Source organism: Streptomyces sp. NPDC048600 (genome assembly GCF_055587025.1).
This window is the reverse complement of the sequence record NZ_JBVJGZ010000014.1, coordinates 22,207-40,745: the sequence shown is the minus strand read 5'-3', so window position 1 is coordinate 40,745 and position 18,539 is coordinate 22,207. Positions and strand designations below refer to the sequence as shown.

11 protein-coding genes and 1 pseudogene are annotated in these 18,539 nt (G+C 73.4%); 10 read left to right on the top strand and 2 right to left on the bottom strand.

The window, feature by feature from the left end; all coding sequences use genetic code 11:
* Positions 1–17 precede the first annotated feature (17 nt).
* On the top strand, positions 18–524 hold the full coding sequence (locus ACZ6SQ_RS20020; protein WP_469563691.1) for a PaaI family thioesterase: 507 nt from the start codon (positions 18–20) through the stop codon (positions 522–524).
* 31 nt (positions 525–555) lie between these two features.
* Here ACZ6SQ_RS20020 and ACZ6SQ_RS20015 read toward each other — a convergent pair whose 3' ends face one another.
* Positions 556–1,575, bottom strand: coding sequence for a Gfo/Idh/MocA family protein (locus ACZ6SQ_RS20015; protein ID WP_469563688.1), 1,020 nt, complete (start codon positions 1,573–1,575; stop codon positions 556–558).
* Between the two features lie 128 nt (positions 1,576–1,703).
* On the opposite strand from ACZ6SQ_RS20015, the gene ACZ6SQ_RS20010 reads away from it, so the two are divergent.
* The 8 genes and pseudogenes from ACZ6SQ_RS20010 (at position 1,704) to ACZ6SQ_RS19975 (ending at position 14,279) form a co-directional block, all read left to right on the top strand.
* The gene (locus ACZ6SQ_RS20010; RefSeq protein WP_469564061.1) at positions 1,704–2,441 is read left to right on the top strand and encodes a GntR family transcriptional regulator; all 738 of its coding nucleotides are present in this window, start codon (positions 1,704–1,706) and stop codon (positions 2,439–2,441) included.
* A 98-nt stretch (positions 2,442–2,539) separates the two neighbouring features.
* Positions 2,540–2,657 (top strand): annotated as a pseudogene (locus ACZ6SQ_RS20005) (ATP-binding cassette domain-containing protein); the annotation flags it as partial.
* Between the two features lie 124 nt (positions 2,658–2,781).
* Positions 2,782–3,924 (top strand): ROK family glucokinase, encoded by a 1,143-nt coding sequence (locus ACZ6SQ_RS20000; RefSeq protein WP_469563685.1) that lies wholly within the window; start codon positions 2,782–2,784, stop codon positions 3,922–3,924.
* A complete protein-coding gene (locus ACZ6SQ_RS19995; protein ID WP_469563682.1) occupies positions 3,921–4,502 on the top strand; it encodes a sugar kinase in 582 nt (193 codons plus the stop codon). Before ACZ6SQ_RS20000 ends, ACZ6SQ_RS19995 begins: the two co-directional genes overlap by 4 nt.
* A gap of 97 nt (positions 4,503–4,599) precedes the next feature.
* A complete protein-coding gene (locus ACZ6SQ_RS19990; protein WP_469563678.1) occupies positions 4,600–7,461 on the top strand; it encodes a DEAD/DEAH box helicase in 2,862 nt (953 codons plus the stop codon).
* Entirely contained in the window at positions 7,458–9,371 is a 1,914-nt protein-coding gene (locus ACZ6SQ_RS19985; RefSeq protein ID WP_469563675.1) for an SWIM zinc finger family protein, read from the top strand. Before ACZ6SQ_RS19990 ends, ACZ6SQ_RS19985 begins: the two co-directional genes overlap by 4 nt.
* Positions 9,372–9,624: 253 nt before the next feature.
* Positions 9,625–11,796 (top strand): MMPL family transporter, encoded by a 2,172-nt coding sequence (locus ACZ6SQ_RS19980; protein ID WP_469563672.1) that lies wholly within the window; start codon positions 9,625–9,627, stop codon positions 11,794–11,796.
* A gap of 356 nt (positions 11,797–12,152) precedes the next feature.
* Complete coding sequence (locus ACZ6SQ_RS19975) at positions 12,153–14,279, top strand: LuxR C-terminal-related transcriptional regulator (protein WP_469563669.1); 2,127 nt, start codon at positions 12,153–12,155, stop codon at positions 14,277–14,279.
* Positions 14,280–14,453: 174 nt separating this feature from the next.
* On the opposite strand, the gene ACZ6SQ_RS19970 is transcribed toward ACZ6SQ_RS19975, so the two are convergent.
* The gene (locus ACZ6SQ_RS19970) at positions 14,454–17,150 is read right to left on the bottom strand and encodes an AAA family ATPase (RefSeq protein ID WP_469563666.1); all 2,697 of its coding nucleotides are present in this window, start codon (positions 17,148–17,150) and stop codon (positions 14,454–14,456) included.
* A gap of 400 nt (positions 17,151–17,550) precedes the next feature.
* Here ACZ6SQ_RS19970 and ACZ6SQ_RS19965 point away from each other — a divergent pair, with 400 nt between their 5' ends.
* Positions 17,551–18,441: an aromatic prenyltransferase gene (locus ACZ6SQ_RS19965; protein ID WP_469563663.1), complete on the top strand. Its 891-nt coding sequence runs from the start codon at positions 17,551–17,553 to the stop codon at positions 18,439–18,441.
* The last annotated feature ends 98 nt before the right edge of the window (positions 18,442–18,539 follow it).

The following is an 18,539-nucleotide window of genomic DNA, read 5'->3' as shown; positions in this document are numbered from 1 at the left end:
CCGGAGGCCGCCCGCAGATGACCCACCCCTCCGACCCCGCCGCCGAGCCCTCCCGCCGCGAGACGTCCGCCGGCCCCGCCGCCGGGTCCGCCCGTCCCGAGGCGTCCGCCGCGCTCGACCTCCGCACGGCCGAACAGGCCCTGCACGCCCAGCCCTTCAGCAAGCTCCTCGGCACCCGCCTGCGCTCCTTCGGCGACGGCGAGTCCACCCTGGAGCTCGACATCCGTGAGGACCTGCTCCAGCAGAACGGCTTCGTGCACGGCGGGGTGCTCTCCTACGCCGCGGACAACGCCATCACCTTCGCCGCCGGCACCGCGCTCGGCGCCGCCGTCCTGACCTCGGGGTACTCCATCCAGTACATCCGCCCGGCGGTCGGCAGCCTGCTGCGTGCTCGGGCCGAGGTGGTGCACGCCGGGCGCCGCCAGGCCGTGGTCCGCTGCGAGGTGCTCACCGTCGCCGAGGACGGCACGCAGACCCTCTGCGCGGTCGCGCAGGGCACGGTCCTGTCGGCGGGCAGACCCTGAGAACCCGGGCGCCGGCCTCGCGGCCCGAGGCTCAGGCGCCGGTGTCGCGCCCGCCGGCGATCTCGGCGAGCCGCACGGACCGGCGCTCGCGCCGGGACACGTCACAGGCCTCCGCGATCCGCAGGGCCTGTAGCGCCTCACGTCCGTCGCAGGGGTTGGCCCGCTCGCCGCGCACCACCTCGATGAACGCCGAGAGCTCGGCCTCGTACGCGGGCCCGAAGCGTTCCAGGAATCCGGTCCAGGGCTTGGTGGCGGCCGGCGGCCCGGTCGGCTCGGTGGACGCGATCGGTGTGCGGTCGTCGAGGCCGACGGTGATCTGGTCCAGCTCCCCGGCCAGTTCCATGCGCACGTCGTAGCCGGCGCCGTTCAGCCGGGTCGCGGTCGCGGTGGCGAGGGTGCCGTCGTCGAGGGTGAGCACGGCCGCGGCCGTGTCCACGTCACCGGCGTCCCGGAACATGGCGGGACCGGCATCGGACCCGGCGGCGTACACGTCGACCACCTCGTGGCCGGTCACCCAGCGCAGCGCGTCGAAGTCATGGATCAGGGTGTCCCGGTACAGCCCGCCCGACAGCGGCAGATACGCGGCCGGGGGCGGCGCCTGGTCGGAGGTGATGGCCCGTACGGTGTGCAGCCTGCCGAGGCGCCCGGAGCGGATCGCGTCCCGCGCGCCGGTGTAGCCGGTGTCGAAGCGGCGCTGGAACCCCATGTGCAGCACGGTCCCGGCCGTCTCCACCTCCGCGATGGCCTGAAGCGTGCCCGGCAGGTCCAGCGCGATGGGCTTCTCGCAGAACACCGGCAGCCCCGAGCGGGCCGCCCGGCCGATCAGTTCGGCGTGCGCCGAGGTCGCCGTCGTGATCACCACGGCGTCCACGCCCCACTTGAAGATCTCGTCCACACCGGGCGCCGCGGTCTCGCCCAGCCGGTGCGCCACCTCCTGCGCCCGCACGGGGTCCACGTCCGTCACGATCAGGGATCCGACCTCCCGATGACGGCTCAGTGTGTTGGCATGGAAGGTGCCGATGCGGCCCGTACCGATGACCCCGATGCGCATGGAATCAAGGTGAGGGCCGACCGGGCATCTGTCAACGTGTATGTCCGGACAATCTGACTACACAACTTCCCGTCATCCCGTCACGGAGCTACGCTCGGGCCGTGCCGAAACCTGAAGTGGATCCGACCGTGCGGCTCGGGCTGAGCGTCGACCGGAGTTCGCCGGTCCCGTTGTACTTCCAGCTGTCCCAGCAGCTGGAGGCCGCGATCGAGCACGGCACCCTCACCCCCGGCAGCCTCCTGGGCAACGAGATCGACCTCGCCGCCCGTCTCGGACTGTCCCGCCCCACCGTCCGGCAGGCCATCCAGTCCCTCGTCGACAAGGGTCTGCTGGTGCGCCGCCGGGGCGTCGGCACCCAGGTCGTGCACAGCCAGGTCAAGCGCCCGCTGGAGCTCAGCAGCCTCTACGACGACCTGGAGGCGGCGGGCCAGCGCCCCGGGACGAAGGTGCTGGTCAACACGGTGGTCCCGGCCTCCCCCGAGATCGCGGCGGCGCTCGGTGTCCCCGAGGGCAGCGACGTCCACCGCGTCGAGCGGCTCCGGCTCGCGCACGCCGAGCCGATGGCGTACCTCTGCAACCACCTGCCGCCCGGACTGCTCGACCTGGACTCCGCCCAGCTGGAGGCCACCGGCCTGTACCGGCTGTTGCGCGGCGCCGGGATCACCCTGCACAGCGCCCGGCAGTCGATCGGCGCCCGCGCCGCCACCGCCGTCGAGGCCGAACGGCTCGCCGAGAGCGAGGGCGCGCCGCTGCTCACCATGGTGCGCACCACCTTCGACGACACCGGCCGCGCGGTCGAGCACGGCAGCCACACGTACCGCGCCTCCCGCTACTCCTTCGAGTTCCAGCTCCTCGTACGTCCCTGAGGGCGCCCCTCCGCTGTCTCCCGGCCTTCGCGCCATCGCCGAGTTCGTCGCAATGTCCGGACAATCCAGCCGACGCGCGCTCCCCGGTCACAAGGTCCCTTAAGTATGTGGCCGCGGCACAGGACGAGGATCTGGGTGTTGTTCTCATCACCCACACCCCCCACCACGTCTGCCTGGTCGGCGACCGCTTCGTGCTGCTGAAGCGGTGCACGATGGTGGCCCGGGGGCGCGAGGAACTGCGCGACGAGCCACGTACGGCCTCAGGACGGCGTACAACCTCAACCACCCCACTGTTTCGCCGTACGGCACCCCTACCGACGGTGAGGCACAATCAACCCCGATGAGCACCTACGGCACCTTCAACGCCCCCATCGGCTCCCGCCGCGCGCCGGCGCTCCGCACGGTGGGCACACGGGAGCGGCGGTCCCACCTGACCGCACCCCGCGTGCCGACCGTCGGCATCGACATCGGCGGCACCAAGGTGATGGCGGGTGTGGTCGACGCCGACGGCACCATCCTGGAGAAGGTCCGCGCGGAGACGCCGGACAAGTCCAAGAGCCCCAAGGTCGTCGAGGACACCATCGTCGAACTGGTCCTGGACCTGTCCGACCGGCACGACGTGCACGCGGTCGGCATCGGCGCCGCGGGCTGGGTCGACGCCGACCGCAACCGCGTCCTGTTCGCCCCGCACCTGTCCTGGCGCAACGAGCCGCTCAGGGACCGCCTGTCAGGCCGTCTCTCGGTGCCCGTCCTCGTCGACAACGACGCCAACACCGCCGCGTGGGCGGAGTGGCGCTTCGGCGCCGGACGCGGCGAGGACCACCTGGTGATGATCACCCTCGGCACCGGCATCGGCGGTGCGATCCTGGAGGACGGCCAGGTCAAGCGCGGCAAGTACGGCGTCGCGGGCGAGTTCGGCCATATGCAGGTCGTGCCCGGCGGCCACCGCTGCCCGTGCGGCAACCGCGGCTGCTGGGAGCAGTACAGCTCCGGCAACGCCCTGGTGCGCGAGGCGAGGGAACTGGCCGCCGCCGACTCCCCGGTGGCGTACGGGATCGTCGAGCACGTCAAGGGACAGGTCGCCGACATCACCGGCCCGATGATCACCGAGCTCGCCCGCGAGGGCGACGCCATGTGCATCGAACTGCTCCAGGACATCGGCCAGTGGCTCGGTGTCGGCATCGCCAACCTCGCCGCCGCCCTCGACCCGTCCTGCTTCGTGATCGGCGGGGGCGTCTCGGCCGCCGACGACCTGCTGATCGGCCCCGCGCGCGACGCGTTCAAACGCCATCTGACCGGCCGCGGCTACCGCCCCGAGGCCCGGATCGTCCGCGCCCAGCTCGGCCCCGAGGCCGGCATGGTGGGCGCCGCCGACCTGGCCCGACTCGTCGCCCGCCGCTTCCGGCGTGCCAAGCGTCGCCGCGTGGAACGCCACGAGCGCTACGAACGCCTCGCCGCCCGTCGTACGGAGGACTCGCTGTGACCGGGTCGCTGCCCCACCAGTCCGGTCCGCCCGACGAGCCGGCCCACGACGCCGAGGACCGCCGGCACCGCAACCGCCGCCGGGCGCTCACCCTGCTGATCATCGTGCTGCTCATCGGTGTGCCGGCCGGCTATCTGGCGATCTCCGCCGAGCAGAGCCGCGACAGCGGCAAGGACAAGGAAGCGCGTTACTCGGCGCGCGGCCTGACCGAGGACTGGCCGTCCAAGGTCCAGCGCCGTCTCTACCAGGTGCCCGTCCCGCACCCGTCCGGCAAGGTCGCCTACTACGAGACCAACAACTGGCGGACCAGCAGGCTCTACGTCCAGTTCCAGACGCCGAACGCGAACCTGGACGAGTTCCTGCGGAACATGGGCACCGACCGCACCGCCCTCAAGCGCGACGACATCACCATCGGCGCCCGCGACCAGCGGATCACCGGCTGGGACTTCAGCGGGCCGGGCCCCTGGTACGGCCTGGTCCACGAACAGGACAAGCCCGCGCCCACCCAGGACGTGGTCGTGAACATGTCCGAGCCGAACAACCCGTTCGTGTACGTCGTCTCCCGCACGGTCCCGTGACGGAGCGGCCCCGGCCGTTCCCCGGGGCCCGATGTCAGACCCCGCCCGTAGAGTCGAAGACGTCGATCCGACGTGCGGAGGGGAGGTGGCGGGACCGATGAGCGGCACGGCGACGGCGACAGCCGCGCAGGCACCCGTCGAGCCCCATGTCCCCGTGCGTCTCGCGGCCGTGTTCCTGCCCGCGCCACTGCCGCGCGACAGCCGCGTCGCGTTCTGGGACCCCGAGGGCGAGGCCGCGCCCTTCGACGGCCCCACCGAGCTGACCGTGGTCCGCCCGCACGGCAAGGGTGTCCGCCGGGTGCGGACCACCGCGCTCACCCTGTCCCTCGCCGAGGCCCTGCCCGTCCTGGTCCGGGCACGGCGCGACCCCGCCGCCCACCCGGCCACCGCCTGCTGGGGCGCGGCCGCGCTGCACGCGCTGCGGATCGCCGCCCGGGGACGGCTGCTGCCCGGTCTCACGCCCTCGGGGCACGACGCCTGGCGGGCCGGACCCCTCGATCCGGACGACATCGCGCATCTGCGCGCGGTGGCCGCCGCCCTGCCCCCCGAGGGACACGCCGTCCCGCTGCCCGGACCCGGCCCCGTCCGGCTGCCCGAGCCCGAGCCGCTGGTGCGCGCCTTCCTCGACGCCGTCGCCGACACCCTGCCCCGCACCCCGGCCGCCCCGCACGCCGTCGGCAGGCCCTTCGCCGACCACCGCCCCCAGCGCCTGCCCGACGCCGAGGCCTGGGCCGCGGAGGTCGCCGCGGGCATGGACGCGGGCGTGCGCGTCTCGCTGCGCCTGGACCTCTCGGCGTACGAGGTGTTCGACACGGACGGGGCGGACGCCGAGGGCGGTTCCGGCCGCGGCCTGCGGCGCGCTGGCGCGGCGCTCGTCCAGGTGCACAGCCTGGCCGACCCCACCCTCGTCACCGACGCCGCCGCGCTGTGGGCGGGGGAGGCCGACACCGCGTTCGGGCCCCGCGCGCGGGTCGACGCCGCGCTCGCCGTCCGCCGCGCCGCCCGCGTCTGGCCGCCGCTGGAGCGACTCGCCGAACAGGACGTGCCGGACGTCCTGGCCCTGTCCGAGGAGGAACTGGCCGACCTGCTCGGCGTCGCCGCCTCCCGGCTCGCGGCGGCGGGCGTCGCCGTCCACTGGCCCCGCGACCTCGCCCGCGACCTCACCGCGGCCGCGGTGGTACGTCCCGCGCCCGGCTCGGCGACCGACGGCACCGGCTTCTTCGAGGGCGAGGAACTGCTCAGCTTCCGCTGGCAGCTGGCCCTCGGCGGCGACCCCCTCACCGAGGGCGAGATGGACGCCCTGGCCGAGGCCCACCGCCCCGTCGTCCGGCTGCGCGACCAGTGGGTGCTCGTCGATCCCGCGCTGGTCCGCAAGGCCCGCAGGCGCGAACTGGGCCTGCTCGACCCGGTCGACGCGCTCTCGGCCGCGCTCACCGGCAGCGCGGAGATCGACGGGGAGACCGTGGAGGCGGTGCCCGTCGGCGCGCTCGCCACCCTGCGCGACCGCCTCACGGCCGGGGTGCTCCCGGCCCGGCCGCCCGCCGGACTCGCCGCCACCCTGCGCGACTACCAACTCCGCGGCCTGGCCTGGCTGGACCTGATGACCTCCCTCGGCCTCGGCGGCTGCCTCGCCGACGACATGGGCCTCGGCAAGACCGTCACGGTCATCGCCCTGCATCTGCGCCGCGCCCGTACCGAACCGACCCTGGTGGTCTGCCCGGCCTCGCTGCTCGGCAACTGGCAGCGGGAGATCAACCGCTTCGCGCCCGGCGTCCCCGTCCGCCGCTTCCACGGCCCCGAGCGCAGCCTCACCGACCTCGACGGCGGCTTCGTCCTCACCACCTACGGCACCATGCGCTCCGCCGCGGCCACCCTGGCCGAGCAGAAGTGGGGCATGGTCGTCGCCGACGAGGCACAGCACGTGAAGAACCCGTACTCCGCCACCGCCAAGGCGCTGCGCACCATCCCGACGCCCGCGCGCGTGGCCCTGACGGGCACCCCCGTGGAGAACAACCTCTCCGAGCTGTGGGCCCTGCTCGACTGGACCACCCCGGGCCTGCTCGGCCCCCTGAAGTCCTTCCGCGCCCGGCACGCGCGCGCCGTGGAGAACGGCGAGGACGCGGAGGCGGTGACCCGGCTGGCCCGGCTCGTGCGGCCGTTCCTCCTGCGCCGCAAGAAGTCCGACCCGGGCATCGTGCCCGAACTGCCGCCCAAGACCGAGACCGACCACCCGGTCCCGCTCACCCGCGAACAGGCCGCGCTGTACGAGGCGGTGGTCCGTGAGTCGATGCTCGCCATCGAGACCTCCGAGGGCATTGCCCGGCGTGGACTGGTCCTCAAACTGCTCGGCGCGCTCAAGCAGATCTGCGACCACCCGGCGCTCTACCTCAAGGAGGAGCACAGCCCCTCCGGCACCGACCGGCTCGCCGCCCGTTCCGGCAAACTCGCCCTGCTGGACGAGCTGTTGGACACCTTGCTCTCCGAGGACGGCTCGGCACTCGTCTTCACCCAGTACGTCGGCATGGCCCGGCTCATCACCGCGCACCTCGAGGCCCGCGCGATCCCGGTGGACCTGCTGCACGGCGGCACACCGGTGGCGGAGCGGGAGCGCATGGTCGACCGCTTCCAGAGCGGCGCCACCCCGGTGCTCGTCCTCTCGCTGAAGGCCGCGGGCACCGGCCTCAACCTCACCCGTGCGGGCCATGTCGTCCACTTCGACCGCTGGTGGAACCCGGCCGTCGAGGAGCAGGCCACCGACCGTGCCTACCGCATCGGGCAGACCCAGCCGGTGCAGGTCCACCGGCTCATCACCGAGGGCACCGTGGAGGACCGTATCGCCGAGATGCTCGCCGCCAAGCGCGCCCTCGCCGACGCGATCCTCGGCTCCGGCGAGTCGGCCCTCACCGAGCTCTCCGACCGGGAACTGTCCGACCTGGTCTCCCTGCGGAGGCCGGCATGACGGACGAACGCCCCGCCGACGAGGCCCGCCGCGCACTGCGCGCCGCGTTGCAACGGGCCACCCCGGACCCGGACACCGAGCAGGCCGCGGCCGGTTCGCGCCAGGCCGCCCCGGCACGACGCGGGGACGGCCGTCCGCGTCCCGGCGACGCCGCCCGCGCGGCACTGAGGGCCGCCAGGGCCGCCCACCGCACCGAGGAGGCGGCCCGGCGCGATGCCGAGCAGACCGGCGGGCACCGCGAGCAGGGCGACAGGCACCCCGAGCAGGACGACACCACTCCGGCGCCCACCGACTCCGCACCTGCACCCGGCCCCGGTCCCGCCGCCGAGCGCCGGCCGTCCGCCCGGACGTCCGTCTCACCCGCCTCGCCCGCGAAGGACCCGCTCCCCGGCCCCTCCGCCGAAGCGCCCGCGCCGCCCGCCGGCGAAACACCCGCCTCGGCCGCCAAGAACCGCCTCCGCGAAGCCCTCGCCGCCCACCGGCAGTCCCGCGCCACCGGCGAGACCGCCCCGCACCCGAAAACCCTCACCCGCCCCCCGGCCTCGAAAGCCCCCGTCGCCACCCCGACCCGAAAAACCCCCACAGCCACCCCCGCTGCGGAAGCCACTACACCGGCGGCCCCCCACTCCGCGCACCCGGCCCCCCGGACCATGGCCACCCCCCAACGCGACGGCGATCTCCGCCGCACCTTCCCCGCCCTCGCCCCGACCACCGGCACCGCCGCCTTCGCCACGACCTGGTGGGGCAACGCCTGGGTCACGGCCCTGGAGGAGGGCGCGCTGGACGCCAAGCGGCTGGCGCGCGGGCGCGGTTACGCCGAGCAGGGACATGTCGACGCGATCACCGTCACCCCCGGACTGGTGCTGGCGTACGTACAGGGCAGCCGCCCCCGCCCGTACCGGGTGCAGGTCCGGCTGCGCACGCTCGACGACGCCGACTGGGAGCGGTTCCTGGACACGGCGGCCGAACGGCCCGCGCACATCGCCGCGCTGCTCGACAAGGAGCTGCCCCCGGCCCTCGCGGAGGGCGGCACCCCGCTGCTCCCCGGCCCGGGAGATCTGGCGCCTCAGTGCAGCTGCCCGGACCGCGGCCACCCCTGCAAGCACGCCGCCGCCCTGTGCTACCAGACCGCCCGGCTGCTGGACGCCGACCCGTTCGTGCTGCTCCTGCTGCGCGGCCGGGGCGAACGGACGCTGCTGGACGCCCTGTCACGGCGCAACGCGGCCCGCGCGGCCCGGGCCGCCCGCGAGCGGGAACCGGCGGCGCTGCCCGCCGTCCGGGCGAGCGAGGTGCTCGCACGGCGCGAACGGCCGCCGCTGCCCGACCCGTTGCCCGTCCCCGCGCACCCCGAGCAGCCCCCCGCCTACCCGGCGGCCCCCGGCGGCCCGGACCCCCTCGCGCTGGACCAGCTGGCCACCGACGCCGCCGCGCGGGCCCACGCGCTGCTCGCCACCGGCCACGACCCGGTCGCCGAACTGACCCTGTGGCAGGACGCGGTGCGCCTCGCCGCGGCCCGGCCGGGTTCCGGGCTGACCGCGGGTACGCGCGCGTTGTACGCCTCGCTCGCCGCCGCGGCCGGACGCACACCGGCCGAACTGGCGCGAGCCGTCGCCGCCTGGCGCCAGGGCGGCCCGGACGGGCTCGCCGTACTGGAGGAGTCCTGGGACCCGCCGGCGGGGCGCTTCGACCGTGCGCGCCCCCTGCTCCTCGCCGCCGATCTGCCCGCCTTCCGCCCCACCCGCAACCGCCTCACCCACCCCGGCGGCCATGTCCAGCTCCGCCTCGGCCGCGACGGCCTGTGGTACGCCTACGAGTCGGAGCCCGGCGCCGACGACTGGTGGCCGCGCGGCACCCCCGACCACGACCCGGTGGGCGCCCTCACCGGCCTCGGCACCGCGTCCGGCCTCTGACCGGGCACCGGGCCCCGGCCGGCCGCGCGACGCCTGGACACCTGCCCGCAGCGACGGGCCGGCCGCGCGCCGCCAGGGCACCTGCCCACGCACCCGGCCACGCACCGGCCCGTCCCCGCATGCCACTACTGCGCGGGGAGTACCGCAACCGTGGTACCGGCCACGCGATAGTGCCTGCGTACGCACATCGACGCCGTGAGGCGGCCTCACCAGGATTGAGGGCAACGCTCAGCCACTCGATCGAGGAGAGATGATGCCAACCGAGACTCGGCGCGCGGAAGGGGCCCTGGCGGGGCTGGCGCGGTTCTGTTACCGGCGCCGCCGTCTGGTCCTCGTGACCTGGATCATCGGCGTGATCGCCCTGGCCTTCGTCGGCTTCCGCTTCGGCGCCGCGACGGACAACGACTTCACCGGTGGTGACTCGGACTCGGCCAAGGCCCAGTCTCTGATCGAGAAGCACTTCCCCGAGCAGCAGGGCGACACCCTGACGCTCGCGATCAAGGCGGACAAGGGCATCGACGACCCCGCGTCCCGGGAGAAGATCGAGCGGGTCGTCGCCGCACTGGACGCGTCCGGCATCACCGGCCCGGTCGTCTCGCCCTACGACGACGCCCAGTTGGTGACGAAGGACCGCCGGATCGCCCGGACGACGATCCCGCTGACGTCCGTGGACGTCGACAAGACCGCGGTCAAGCCGCTGGTGACGACGGTCAAGGACGCCTCGGGCGACGGTGTGACACTGGGCCTCGCGGGCGACAAGGCGGAGAAGGCCGAGACGCCCAAGCAGGGTCCGGCCGAGAGCATCGGTGTGCTGGCGGCGGCGGTGATCCTGTTCATCGCCTTCGGGTCGCTGGTGGCGATGGGTCTGCCGATCGTGACCGCGCTGGTGGCGATCCTCGGCGGCATCGCCCTGATCAAGCTCATCGGACACGTCGTTCCCGCCCCGGACTTCACCGTGCTGGTGGCGGCGCTGATCGGTCTCGGCGTGGGCATCGACTACGCGCTGTTCATCGTGACGCGCTACCGCGAGAGCCTGGAGTCCGGTGACGAGCCGGAGACCGCCACGGTCAACGCCATCACCACCGCGGGACACGCGGTGCTGTTCGCCGGCACGACCGTGGTGATCGCGCTGCTCGGCCTGATCGCCATGGGGCAGCGGCTGATGACGGGCGTGGCCGTCGGCGCGTCCGTGACCGTGCTCGTGACGATGGTCGCCGCCGTGACCCTGCTCCCGGCCTTCCTCGGCTTCACCGGCCACAAGATCAACTCGCTGCGGCTGCCCCGCCGTACCCCGCGCGGACGGCGCGCCGACGGTGTCCCGGCCCGTGAGCGCCGTTCCCTCGCCGAGCGCTGGGCGGGCGCGGTGCAGCGCAGGCCGCTGGTCGCCGCCGTGCTGGCGACGGCCGGGCTGCTGGTGCTGGCCGCCCCCGCGCTGTCGATGCGGCTGAGCCTGCCCGACGCGAGTGTCCAGCCGCGCGACCGGAGCAGCTACACCTCGTACGAGATCCTCTCCGAGGGCTTCGGCCCCGGTTACGGCGCGCCCCTGATCTTCGCCACCGAGTCCGGCTCCGGCGATCTCGACTCCGTGATCGAGGCGGTCCGCGGGACCGAGGGCGTCGCCTACGCCACCCCGGCGCGGGTCAGCGAGGACCAGCGGGCCGCCACCTTCATGGCGTTCCCCGAGACGGGCTTCCAGGACGAGGCGACCACGGACCTGGTGCACCGGCTGCGTGACGACGTGCTGCCGAAGGCGGCCGGCGACCAGGAGGTCTTCATCGGCGGCCCGAACGCCGGTGCCATCGACTTCGCCGACGAGACGGGGACGCGGCTGCCCTGGATGGTCGCGGTCGTGATCCTGCTCTCCCTGGTGCTGCTGATCGCCCTGGTCCGGTCGGTCACCATCGCCCTCCAGGCCGCCGTGATGAACCTGCTGTCGATCGGCGCCGCCTACGGTGTGCTCGTCGCGGTCGTCCAGTGGGGCTGGCTCGGCTCCGCCCTCGGGTTCCCGACGGAGATGCCTGTCACGACCTGGGTCCCGATGATGATGTTCCCGGTGCTGTTCGGTCTGTCGATGGACTACGAGGTCTTCCTGATCTCGCGGGTCCGTGAGGAGTACGAGCGCACCAACGACACGCGGACGGCCGTCACCGCCGGTCTGGCGCGGACCGCCAAGGTCATCACGGCCGCCGCCGCCATCATGGTCGCCGTCTTCACGACCTCCCTGCTCGGGCCGGACGTCTCGGTCAAGCAGATCGGTCTGGGCATGGCCGTCGCCGTGCTCGTCGACGCCACCGTCATCCGGATGATCCTCGTCCCCGCGGTGATGGAGCTGTGCGGCAAGGCCAACTGGTGGATGCCCGGCAGCCGGAGGACGAAGACCGGCCCGGCCCCCGTGGCGGGAGTCGAGGAGAAGGCCCGCGTCTGACCCCCTCTTCGGGCCGAGAGCCCCCGTCCCGTCAGGGGACGGGGGCTCTCGGCCGTTCTGTGCGCGAATAACCCATGACAATTGTCATGGCTCACACCATGACACAAATTCCATGTGAACGCTTATGGATATCGATTAAGCTGGTGCTTTGCCCTGCCTTTATTCAAAATCAGGGAACGCGCCGAAAAACAAAGCGGGCGCACAGATTTTTCTCATTCCTCTCTTACGTCGGCCGGAAGAACTAGTTAACATCGAGCCACGCGGGCTGCTTTCTGCCCGAAAAGAGGTTGTGTCATTTCGGATGATTACGGGGGTGATCCGAGGTTATGGCTTCTGGTCCGACAATGGGAAGCCGCATGTCGAAATCCACAGTCGACGACGCGCGAGCCCGACATCTTCTCCAGGTCCCCTCCGGCAGCGAGGCCACCGAGGACGAGGTCCTGCGGAAGCTTCTCGGGGGCGTGCCGGACGGCGAGCTGCTCGACTTCGCGGCCGGCGCCGGCGGCAGCCTGCGGCTGCTGACCGAGTTCGCGCTCGGCCTGGTCGAGGAGGACCTCGTCGAGGAGTGCGACGGCGTGGTCCGCCTGGTGGAGCGCCGCATACCGCGCCGAGTGGCGCTGTTCGTCAGGCGCCGGCTGGACGAGCTGAGTCTCGACTGCCGGCACTTCCTCAAGATCGCGGCAGTGCTGGGCAGGTCCTTCCTGCTGGAGGACGTGTCCAGAATGCTCGACCGCTCCTCGGCCGGGCTGCTCTCGGTGCTGGACGAGGCGATCGACTCGGGCTTCGTCGTCACCAACGAGCACCGGCTCGCGTTCCCGAGCGGCTTTCTCCTGCACGGGATCACCGAGTCCATCCCCGCCCCGGCGCGGGGTGCGCTCAGGCGCGAGGCCGCGGGACGCAGGGGCGGCGACACCGGGTCGAGCGAGCTCTGGGGCCCCGGGCGGGAAGAAGTCGCCCAGCCGCCGTCCGGTCCTTCGCGCGTGCCCCGCCCGGACACGGCCGACGGCGCCGCCGAGCCGTTCTCGCGGGCTCACGGTCTCGTCGTGCTGGGCAGGGCCGAGGCCGGGGTCAGGCTGGCCGAGAGCATCCTCGCCGATCCCGGAATCTCCAGCGCCGCTCGACTGGACGCCGAGGCGTCGATGATTCTCGGCTATTCCGTGCTGGACATGGACCGGGCCGAGGAACATGCGGAACGTGTGTTGCGGGAGCGGCGCGGCGGACAGGGCGACGTGGCTTCCCTGATGGCGATGGCATCCCTTTCCAACGTCCGCTGGCGCGCGGGTGAGCTGGCCGAAGGGCTGAGCCTCGGACGTATCGCGGCACGGTACAGCGACGACATCGATCCGCTCTGGCGGGTGCATTTCCAGCTCGCCCTCGCCGGGAAGCTGGCGAATCTGCGGGAGTTCGACAAGGCCGAGAAGCTGATCGGCGCGTCGGAAGCCGGCCTTCAGGCCCTGCCCGTGCCCGTCTGGCGGTCCGGGCCCGCCGCGGTGCGCGCCCGGATGCTCCTCCAGGCCGGACGGTTCGGAGAGGCGCGGGTACAGGCGGAGCTGGTGACCGCCGCGACGGGGGCGGACGCCGTTCCCACCCTTCTGCCGGTCACGCACTGCGTGCTCGCGGCCGTCTCCCTGTACGTGGGCGACGTGTCCACCGCGGTCGAGCACATGCAGCGAGCCGAGCGCGAGCTCGGCGCGGACCGGACCGTGGCCTACTCCCCGCAGTACGCCTGGACGGACGTACGCGTCGCCGTGAAGAGGGAGGGGCCCCGGGCGGCCGTGGAACTCTTCGCCGGCAAGTACAGCCACCTGCCAGCCCTGCGGAGCCTGTACATCGAGGACCCGGCCGCCGCACCCTTCCTGGTCCGGCTCGCGCGCGACGTGGGCGACAGCGAGCTGAAGCGCAGCGTGCTGGAGACGGTGGACGGGCTCGCCGCGGACAACCCCGGTATCTCCGTCGTCGTCCTCGGTGCGCTGCACGCCAACGCGCTGGCGAACGGCGACGCCGCCGGGCTGTCCCGGGTGGTCGCGCAGTCGCCGGACCCGATCTCCGTCGCCCTGGCGACCGAGGAACTCGCCAGGCTGTACGGCGCCAGGGTCCCGCACCAGCGAAGAAGCCCGGCCTCCCCACCCTCGGCCCCGACGGGGCCGAGACCCGGAGAGGCCCCCCATACGGCCGGTCCCGCCGAGGCCCTCTCGCCCGCCGCACCGCCGAACAGCCTGTGCTGGGCCGGTCTCTCCGACATGGAGCGGCGCATCTCCTACCTGGTGAGCACGGGCATGACGAACCGTCAGATCGCCAAGCGGGTCCATCTGTCGGCCCACACGGTCAACTACCACCTCAGGAAGATCTACCGGAAGCTGGACATCAACACCCGGGTGGAACTGGCCCGCGGTGCCGCCACCTACGCGAGCAGCGCGGCGATCTACTCGGTCGAGGACGAAGGCAGTACCGGAGCGGAGAACGCAGGCGGCGGAGCTCTCTGACACGGAGGGCGGGCCCCGCGGCCCACGCCCCCGTCACTCTCACCCCGCACCCCCCACGCTCACCCCGCACCCCCCACCCTCGCTCCACCGCCACCCCCCACCTCGCTCCGTCACCACCCCCACCGCACTCCACCGCCACCCCCGCCCTCGCTCCGCCGTCCTCGTACGCCGCCCTCATCCGACCGAGCCGGGGCGCTGAGCCGCGGCCAGGCCGGAGACGGGAACCTCGTGGGCGAGGAAGTGCCGGGTCAGCTCGACGCGGCTGTTGATGTCGAGCTTCGAGAACACCCGCCGCAGATGACTGTCGACGGTGTGCGGCGACAGGAACAGACTGCTCGCGGCCTCCCGGTTGGTCTTGCCGTCCACGACGGCCCGTACGACGCGCAGTTCGGCGCCCGTCAGGCTCTCCCAGCCGGACTTCGGCCGTTCGGCACCCGGCCCCCGCTCGTGGTGCACACCGAGGCGGCGCAGCTTCTTCTGCACGCGGACCGTGTCGCGCTGCGCCCCGCAGTCGGCGTAGAGGCCGAGCGCGGACTCCAGCAGCCGGACCGTACGGGGCGTGTTGCCCATGCCCTGCTCGACCTTGGCCGCGTCCTCCAGCGCGCTGCCCGCCGCGAGCGGTCGGGCGGCGTGCCGGTGGAGCTCGACGGCGCGGTGCAGCGCCACCACGTCGTCGCGCAGCACTCCCTCGGCGTGCTCGGCGGCGCCCGTGAGCGAACGCACCGCCGGGTGGCGGTCCGCGAGCCGCCGGGCGAACCCGGCCGCCCCCTCGGCCTCCGCGCCGAGCCCTGCCTGCCGGGCCAGCCTGACGAGCATGGCCGCCGCCTGCGGAGCCTCGCCGAAGAGAAGCGGGTCGGGCGCGCCGCGCCCGTCGGCGTCGAGGAGCGTCCGCACGGTCATCGCCGGGCGACCGCTCGCCGCGTGGAACAGGGCGAGCGCCCAGTCCAGCCGGGCCCGGTCGGCGCCCGGGCCGTCGGTCACCAGGCGTTCGGTCATGCGCAACTGGTCGCTGGCGGTGGCCAGATCACCGCGGTGCAGACTGAGCCGGGCCAGGACCAGGCGCGCGGGCACGGAGTCCGCCGGGGCCCCACGGTCCGCCGACCGCAGTGCCGTCTCGGCCGCGACCCGGGCCTCCTCCATCCGGCCCTCCGCCACGAGGAGTTCGGCGTGGTGGCCGTACCAGAGGGTCTGCGGCCAGGTCTCGCCGAACGTCTCGGCCTCGCGCTTCACGGCCTCGCCGACCGCCCGCGCCGCGTCGAACCGGTCGGCCGCGACCAGGGCCCGGACCAGCCAGGTCCACAGCGGGCGTTCGCACACCTCGCAGCCGGTGGGGGACAGCGCCTGCCGCGCAGGCTCGACGGCGGGGACGTCCGCCGGGGCGCCGGGCCCCGCGTCTCCCCGTTCGTCGCCCCACGGCGCGGTGGCCGCGGGGGTGGAGTCGTCCGTGTGTCCGGACTCGGTGAGCGCCTCACGCAGCGCGGCGTGCTCCGGCTCGGCGAGGTCCTGCCGGGTCAGGGTGCGCCGCACGAGTCCGGCCGACAGTCCGGGGTGGCCGGCGTCCCGCAGTCCCCGGCTCAGTTCGAGGACCAGCTGTGTCTCGGCCGCGGGCTCCGCTCCTGGGCGCAGGGCGGCCTTCGCGAGCCGGACGGCCTCGGCGGCGCGGCCCGACCCGGCGAGCAGCCGCAGGGCACCGGCCAGCGTGCGCGGCACCTCGTCGAACACGTTCCCCAGGGCCGACAGGGCCCGCGTCGCCAGATCGTCGCAGCCGCACCGGGGGGTGCGCGGGGCCTTCGCCGCCGGGGGCGTCGCGAGGGGCGCGGCGGCCGGCGGCGGGGTGGGGGCCTCGGCGGCCCGGACGGGGAGTTCACGGCCGGTGCGGGCGAACGAAGGGTGCGCGAGCGCCTCCCCGAGCACCTCCTGAGCGAACGTCAGCTCCGGCCCGTGCGCCCGGACGAAGCCCTCCGTCAGCGCCTCCTCGACGCTCGCGGACAGCTCCGAGGCCGGTTCGCCGAGCGCCGCCGCCACGTCCTCGACCGTGAACGTGCCGCCGGTCCTGCCGCCCGTCACGAGCAGCCGCCGTACCGCGGGGGACATCTCGTCGAGCAGACGGCGGACCGGGCCGAGGACCGTCTCGGGCAGCCGTTCCGCCACCACCGAGGCCCGGCCGTCCACCACGAGCACCTGTCCCGCCTCCCGGAACGCGTGCAGCAGTTCCTCCACCAGCCAGGGGTTGCCGCCGCAGCGGTCCGCCCAGCGCAGCACCGACGCGCCCGGCTCGGCTCCCAGGACACGGCCGCACAGCTCGGCCACGGCCGCGCGGTCCAGCGTGCCCAGCGGACACCGCACCGCGGCGTGCTCGATCAGCCAGCCGAGCGCCTGCTGGCCGAGCGACCGGGCGGGCAGCGGCCGCCGGGCGAGCAGCCACAGCACCGGCGACGAGGCCAGGCTCTGCACGAGCCCGCGCAGGACCAGACCGCCGGCGTCGTCGAGACGCTGGGCATCGTCCAGCACCAGCACCAGGGGGCGCCGGCGGGCCGCGTTCCCGACCAGTTCGCCCACCCGGTCCGTCAGCCAGAAGGGGTTGGTGTCAGGGCGCAGCAGTTCGCCGGGATCGACGTCCTCGGGCATGAGGTGCCGCAGCAGGTTGACCAGCAGGGCGATGGGGGCCGGAGCGTCGCTCTCGCCCGCCCGGCCCGCGGCCACGGTCAGCCCGCGTTCCGCCGCCTGCCGGGACATCGCCGTCAGCAGGTGCGTCTTTCCGGCGCCGACCGGCCCCTCGACGACGAGACAGCCGCCGGTGCCCTGCGCGACCGCGTCCAGAAGGCCGCCCAGCACGGGCCGAGCGTCTTCGCGGCCTGTCAACGGATTCATGATTACCCCCGGATTCGTCCCGACGATCGAACAACGCCCGTCCGGTGCCCGGCAATGAAGGGGGAGTCCAACTACCAGGACTGGTCGGTCGAACTCCCCGGACGAGCAGCCGACCGCACCGGGCACTACCCGCGCGAGTAGTGGGCCGGGGCGCCGCACCATGGTTAGCATCGAGCCATTCCGAAAACCGCGCCGATGGACGCGGGTGCGTGAAACCTCTCTCGATCGACGGCGCTTTTCCCGTGTGCCGTATTTCCGCAGCCGTACGCGCGATGACGTGATGCCGGCGAATTCCCGGGGGTGGTCGATGAATACGTACGCGAGTGATCGCGCGGGACCGGACCGGCGCACCAGCCCAGCCACCAGCCGTGCCAGAGCGGCTGAACGAACAGGAGGAGACATGTCCGAACGGACCGGTGCGGCGGAACTGCGCGCCGTCATCGAGGAGTCGGCCAGGCTGCTGGACGGCCCGGCCCCCTCGGCCGACGCGGTGGGACCCGTCCTGGCCACGTACGCGGACGCGTTCGAGCACGACGCGACCGTGGTCGCCTTCCGGGTCGCCACCGGCACGCGCCACGTCGGCGAGCTCGACTGCCGCTTCACGACCCACCCCGAGGACCGCGACCCCTACAGCCGGGCGCTGGCGGGCGGCCTCGTCCCGCGCACGGACCACCCGGTCGGCACCCTGCTCACCGAGGTCCGGCGGAGCCTGCCCGTCGACAGCTACGGCATCGACTTCGGCGTCGTCGGCGGCTTCAAGAAGATCTACTGCTTCTTCCGGCCGGACGCCCTCCAGGAGCTGTCGGCGCTCACCGCCCTGCCGTCCATGCCGGACGGCCTCGCCGCAAACGCCGGCTTCTTCACCGACCACGGCCTGGGCGACCGGGTCGGGGTGATCGGCATCGACTACGCGAGCCGCACGGTGAACGTGTACTTCAACGACGTTCCCCCGGAGGTCCTCGAACCGGCCACCGTCCGCTCGATGCTGAGCGCGTCCGGGTTCGTGGAACCGAGCGAACAGATGCTCCGGCTCGGCGAGTCGGCCTTCGGTCTGTACGTCACGCTGCGCTGGGACACCCCGAAGATCGAACGCATCTGCTACGCCGTGGCCACCGAGGATCTCGCGACACTTCCGGTGCGCATCGAACCGCAGATCGAGAAGTTCGTGAACGGCGTTCCGCTCAGCGGCGACCGGAAGTTCGTCTACGGCGTCGCGCTCGCGCCGGAGGGCGAGTACTACAAGCTCGAATCGCATTACCAATGGACGCCGGGAGCGATGGATTTCATCTGAGCGGCGCGACGCGGAAAAGCGTGCTCTCCGTGCGGCCATGACGAAAGGGCCTGTTTCACGGCGGAGTTCGGCGGATCACCGGACCACGACATCAGCCG

What these genes read in the sequence shown, in the direction of transcription:
- ACZ6SQ_RS20015 (WP_469563688.1), bottom strand. Translation starts at nt 1,575, where the DNA reads ATGCGCATCGGGGTCATCGGTACGGGCCGCATCGGCACCTTCCATGCC.
- ACZ6SQ_RS19965 (WP_469563663.1), top strand. Translation starts at nt 17,551, where the DNA reads ATGTCCGAACGGACCGGTGCGGCGGAACTGCGCGCCGTCATCGAGGAG.
- ACZ6SQ_RS20020 (WP_469563691.1), top strand. Translation starts at nt 18, where the DNA reads ATGACCCACCCCTCCGACCCCGCCGCCGAGCCCTCCCGCCGCGAGACG.
- ACZ6SQ_RS19985 (WP_469563675.1), top strand. Translation starts at nt 7,458, where the DNA reads ATGACGGACGAACGCCCCGCCGACGAGGCCCGCCGCGCACTGCGCGCC.
- ACZ6SQ_RS19980 (WP_469563672.1), top strand. Translation starts at nt 9,625, where the DNA reads ATGCCAACCGAGACTCGGCGCGCGGAAGGGGCCCTGGCGGGGCTGGCG.
- ACZ6SQ_RS19990 (WP_469563678.1), top strand. Translation starts at nt 4,600, where the DNA reads ATGAGCGGCACGGCGACGGCGACAGCCGCGCAGGCACCCGTCGAGCCC.
- ACZ6SQ_RS20000 (WP_469563685.1), top strand. Translation starts at nt 2,782, where the DNA reads ATGAGCACCTACGGCACCTTCAACGCCCCCATCGGCTCCCGCCGCGCG.
- ACZ6SQ_RS19975 (WP_469563669.1), top strand. Translation starts at nt 12,153, where the DNA reads ATGTCGAAATCCACAGTCGACGACGCGCGAGCCCGACATCTTCTCCAG.
- ACZ6SQ_RS19970 (WP_469563666.1), bottom strand. Translation starts at nt 17,150, where the DNA reads ATGAATCCGTTGACAGGCCGCGAAGACGCTCGGCCCGTGCTGGGCGGC.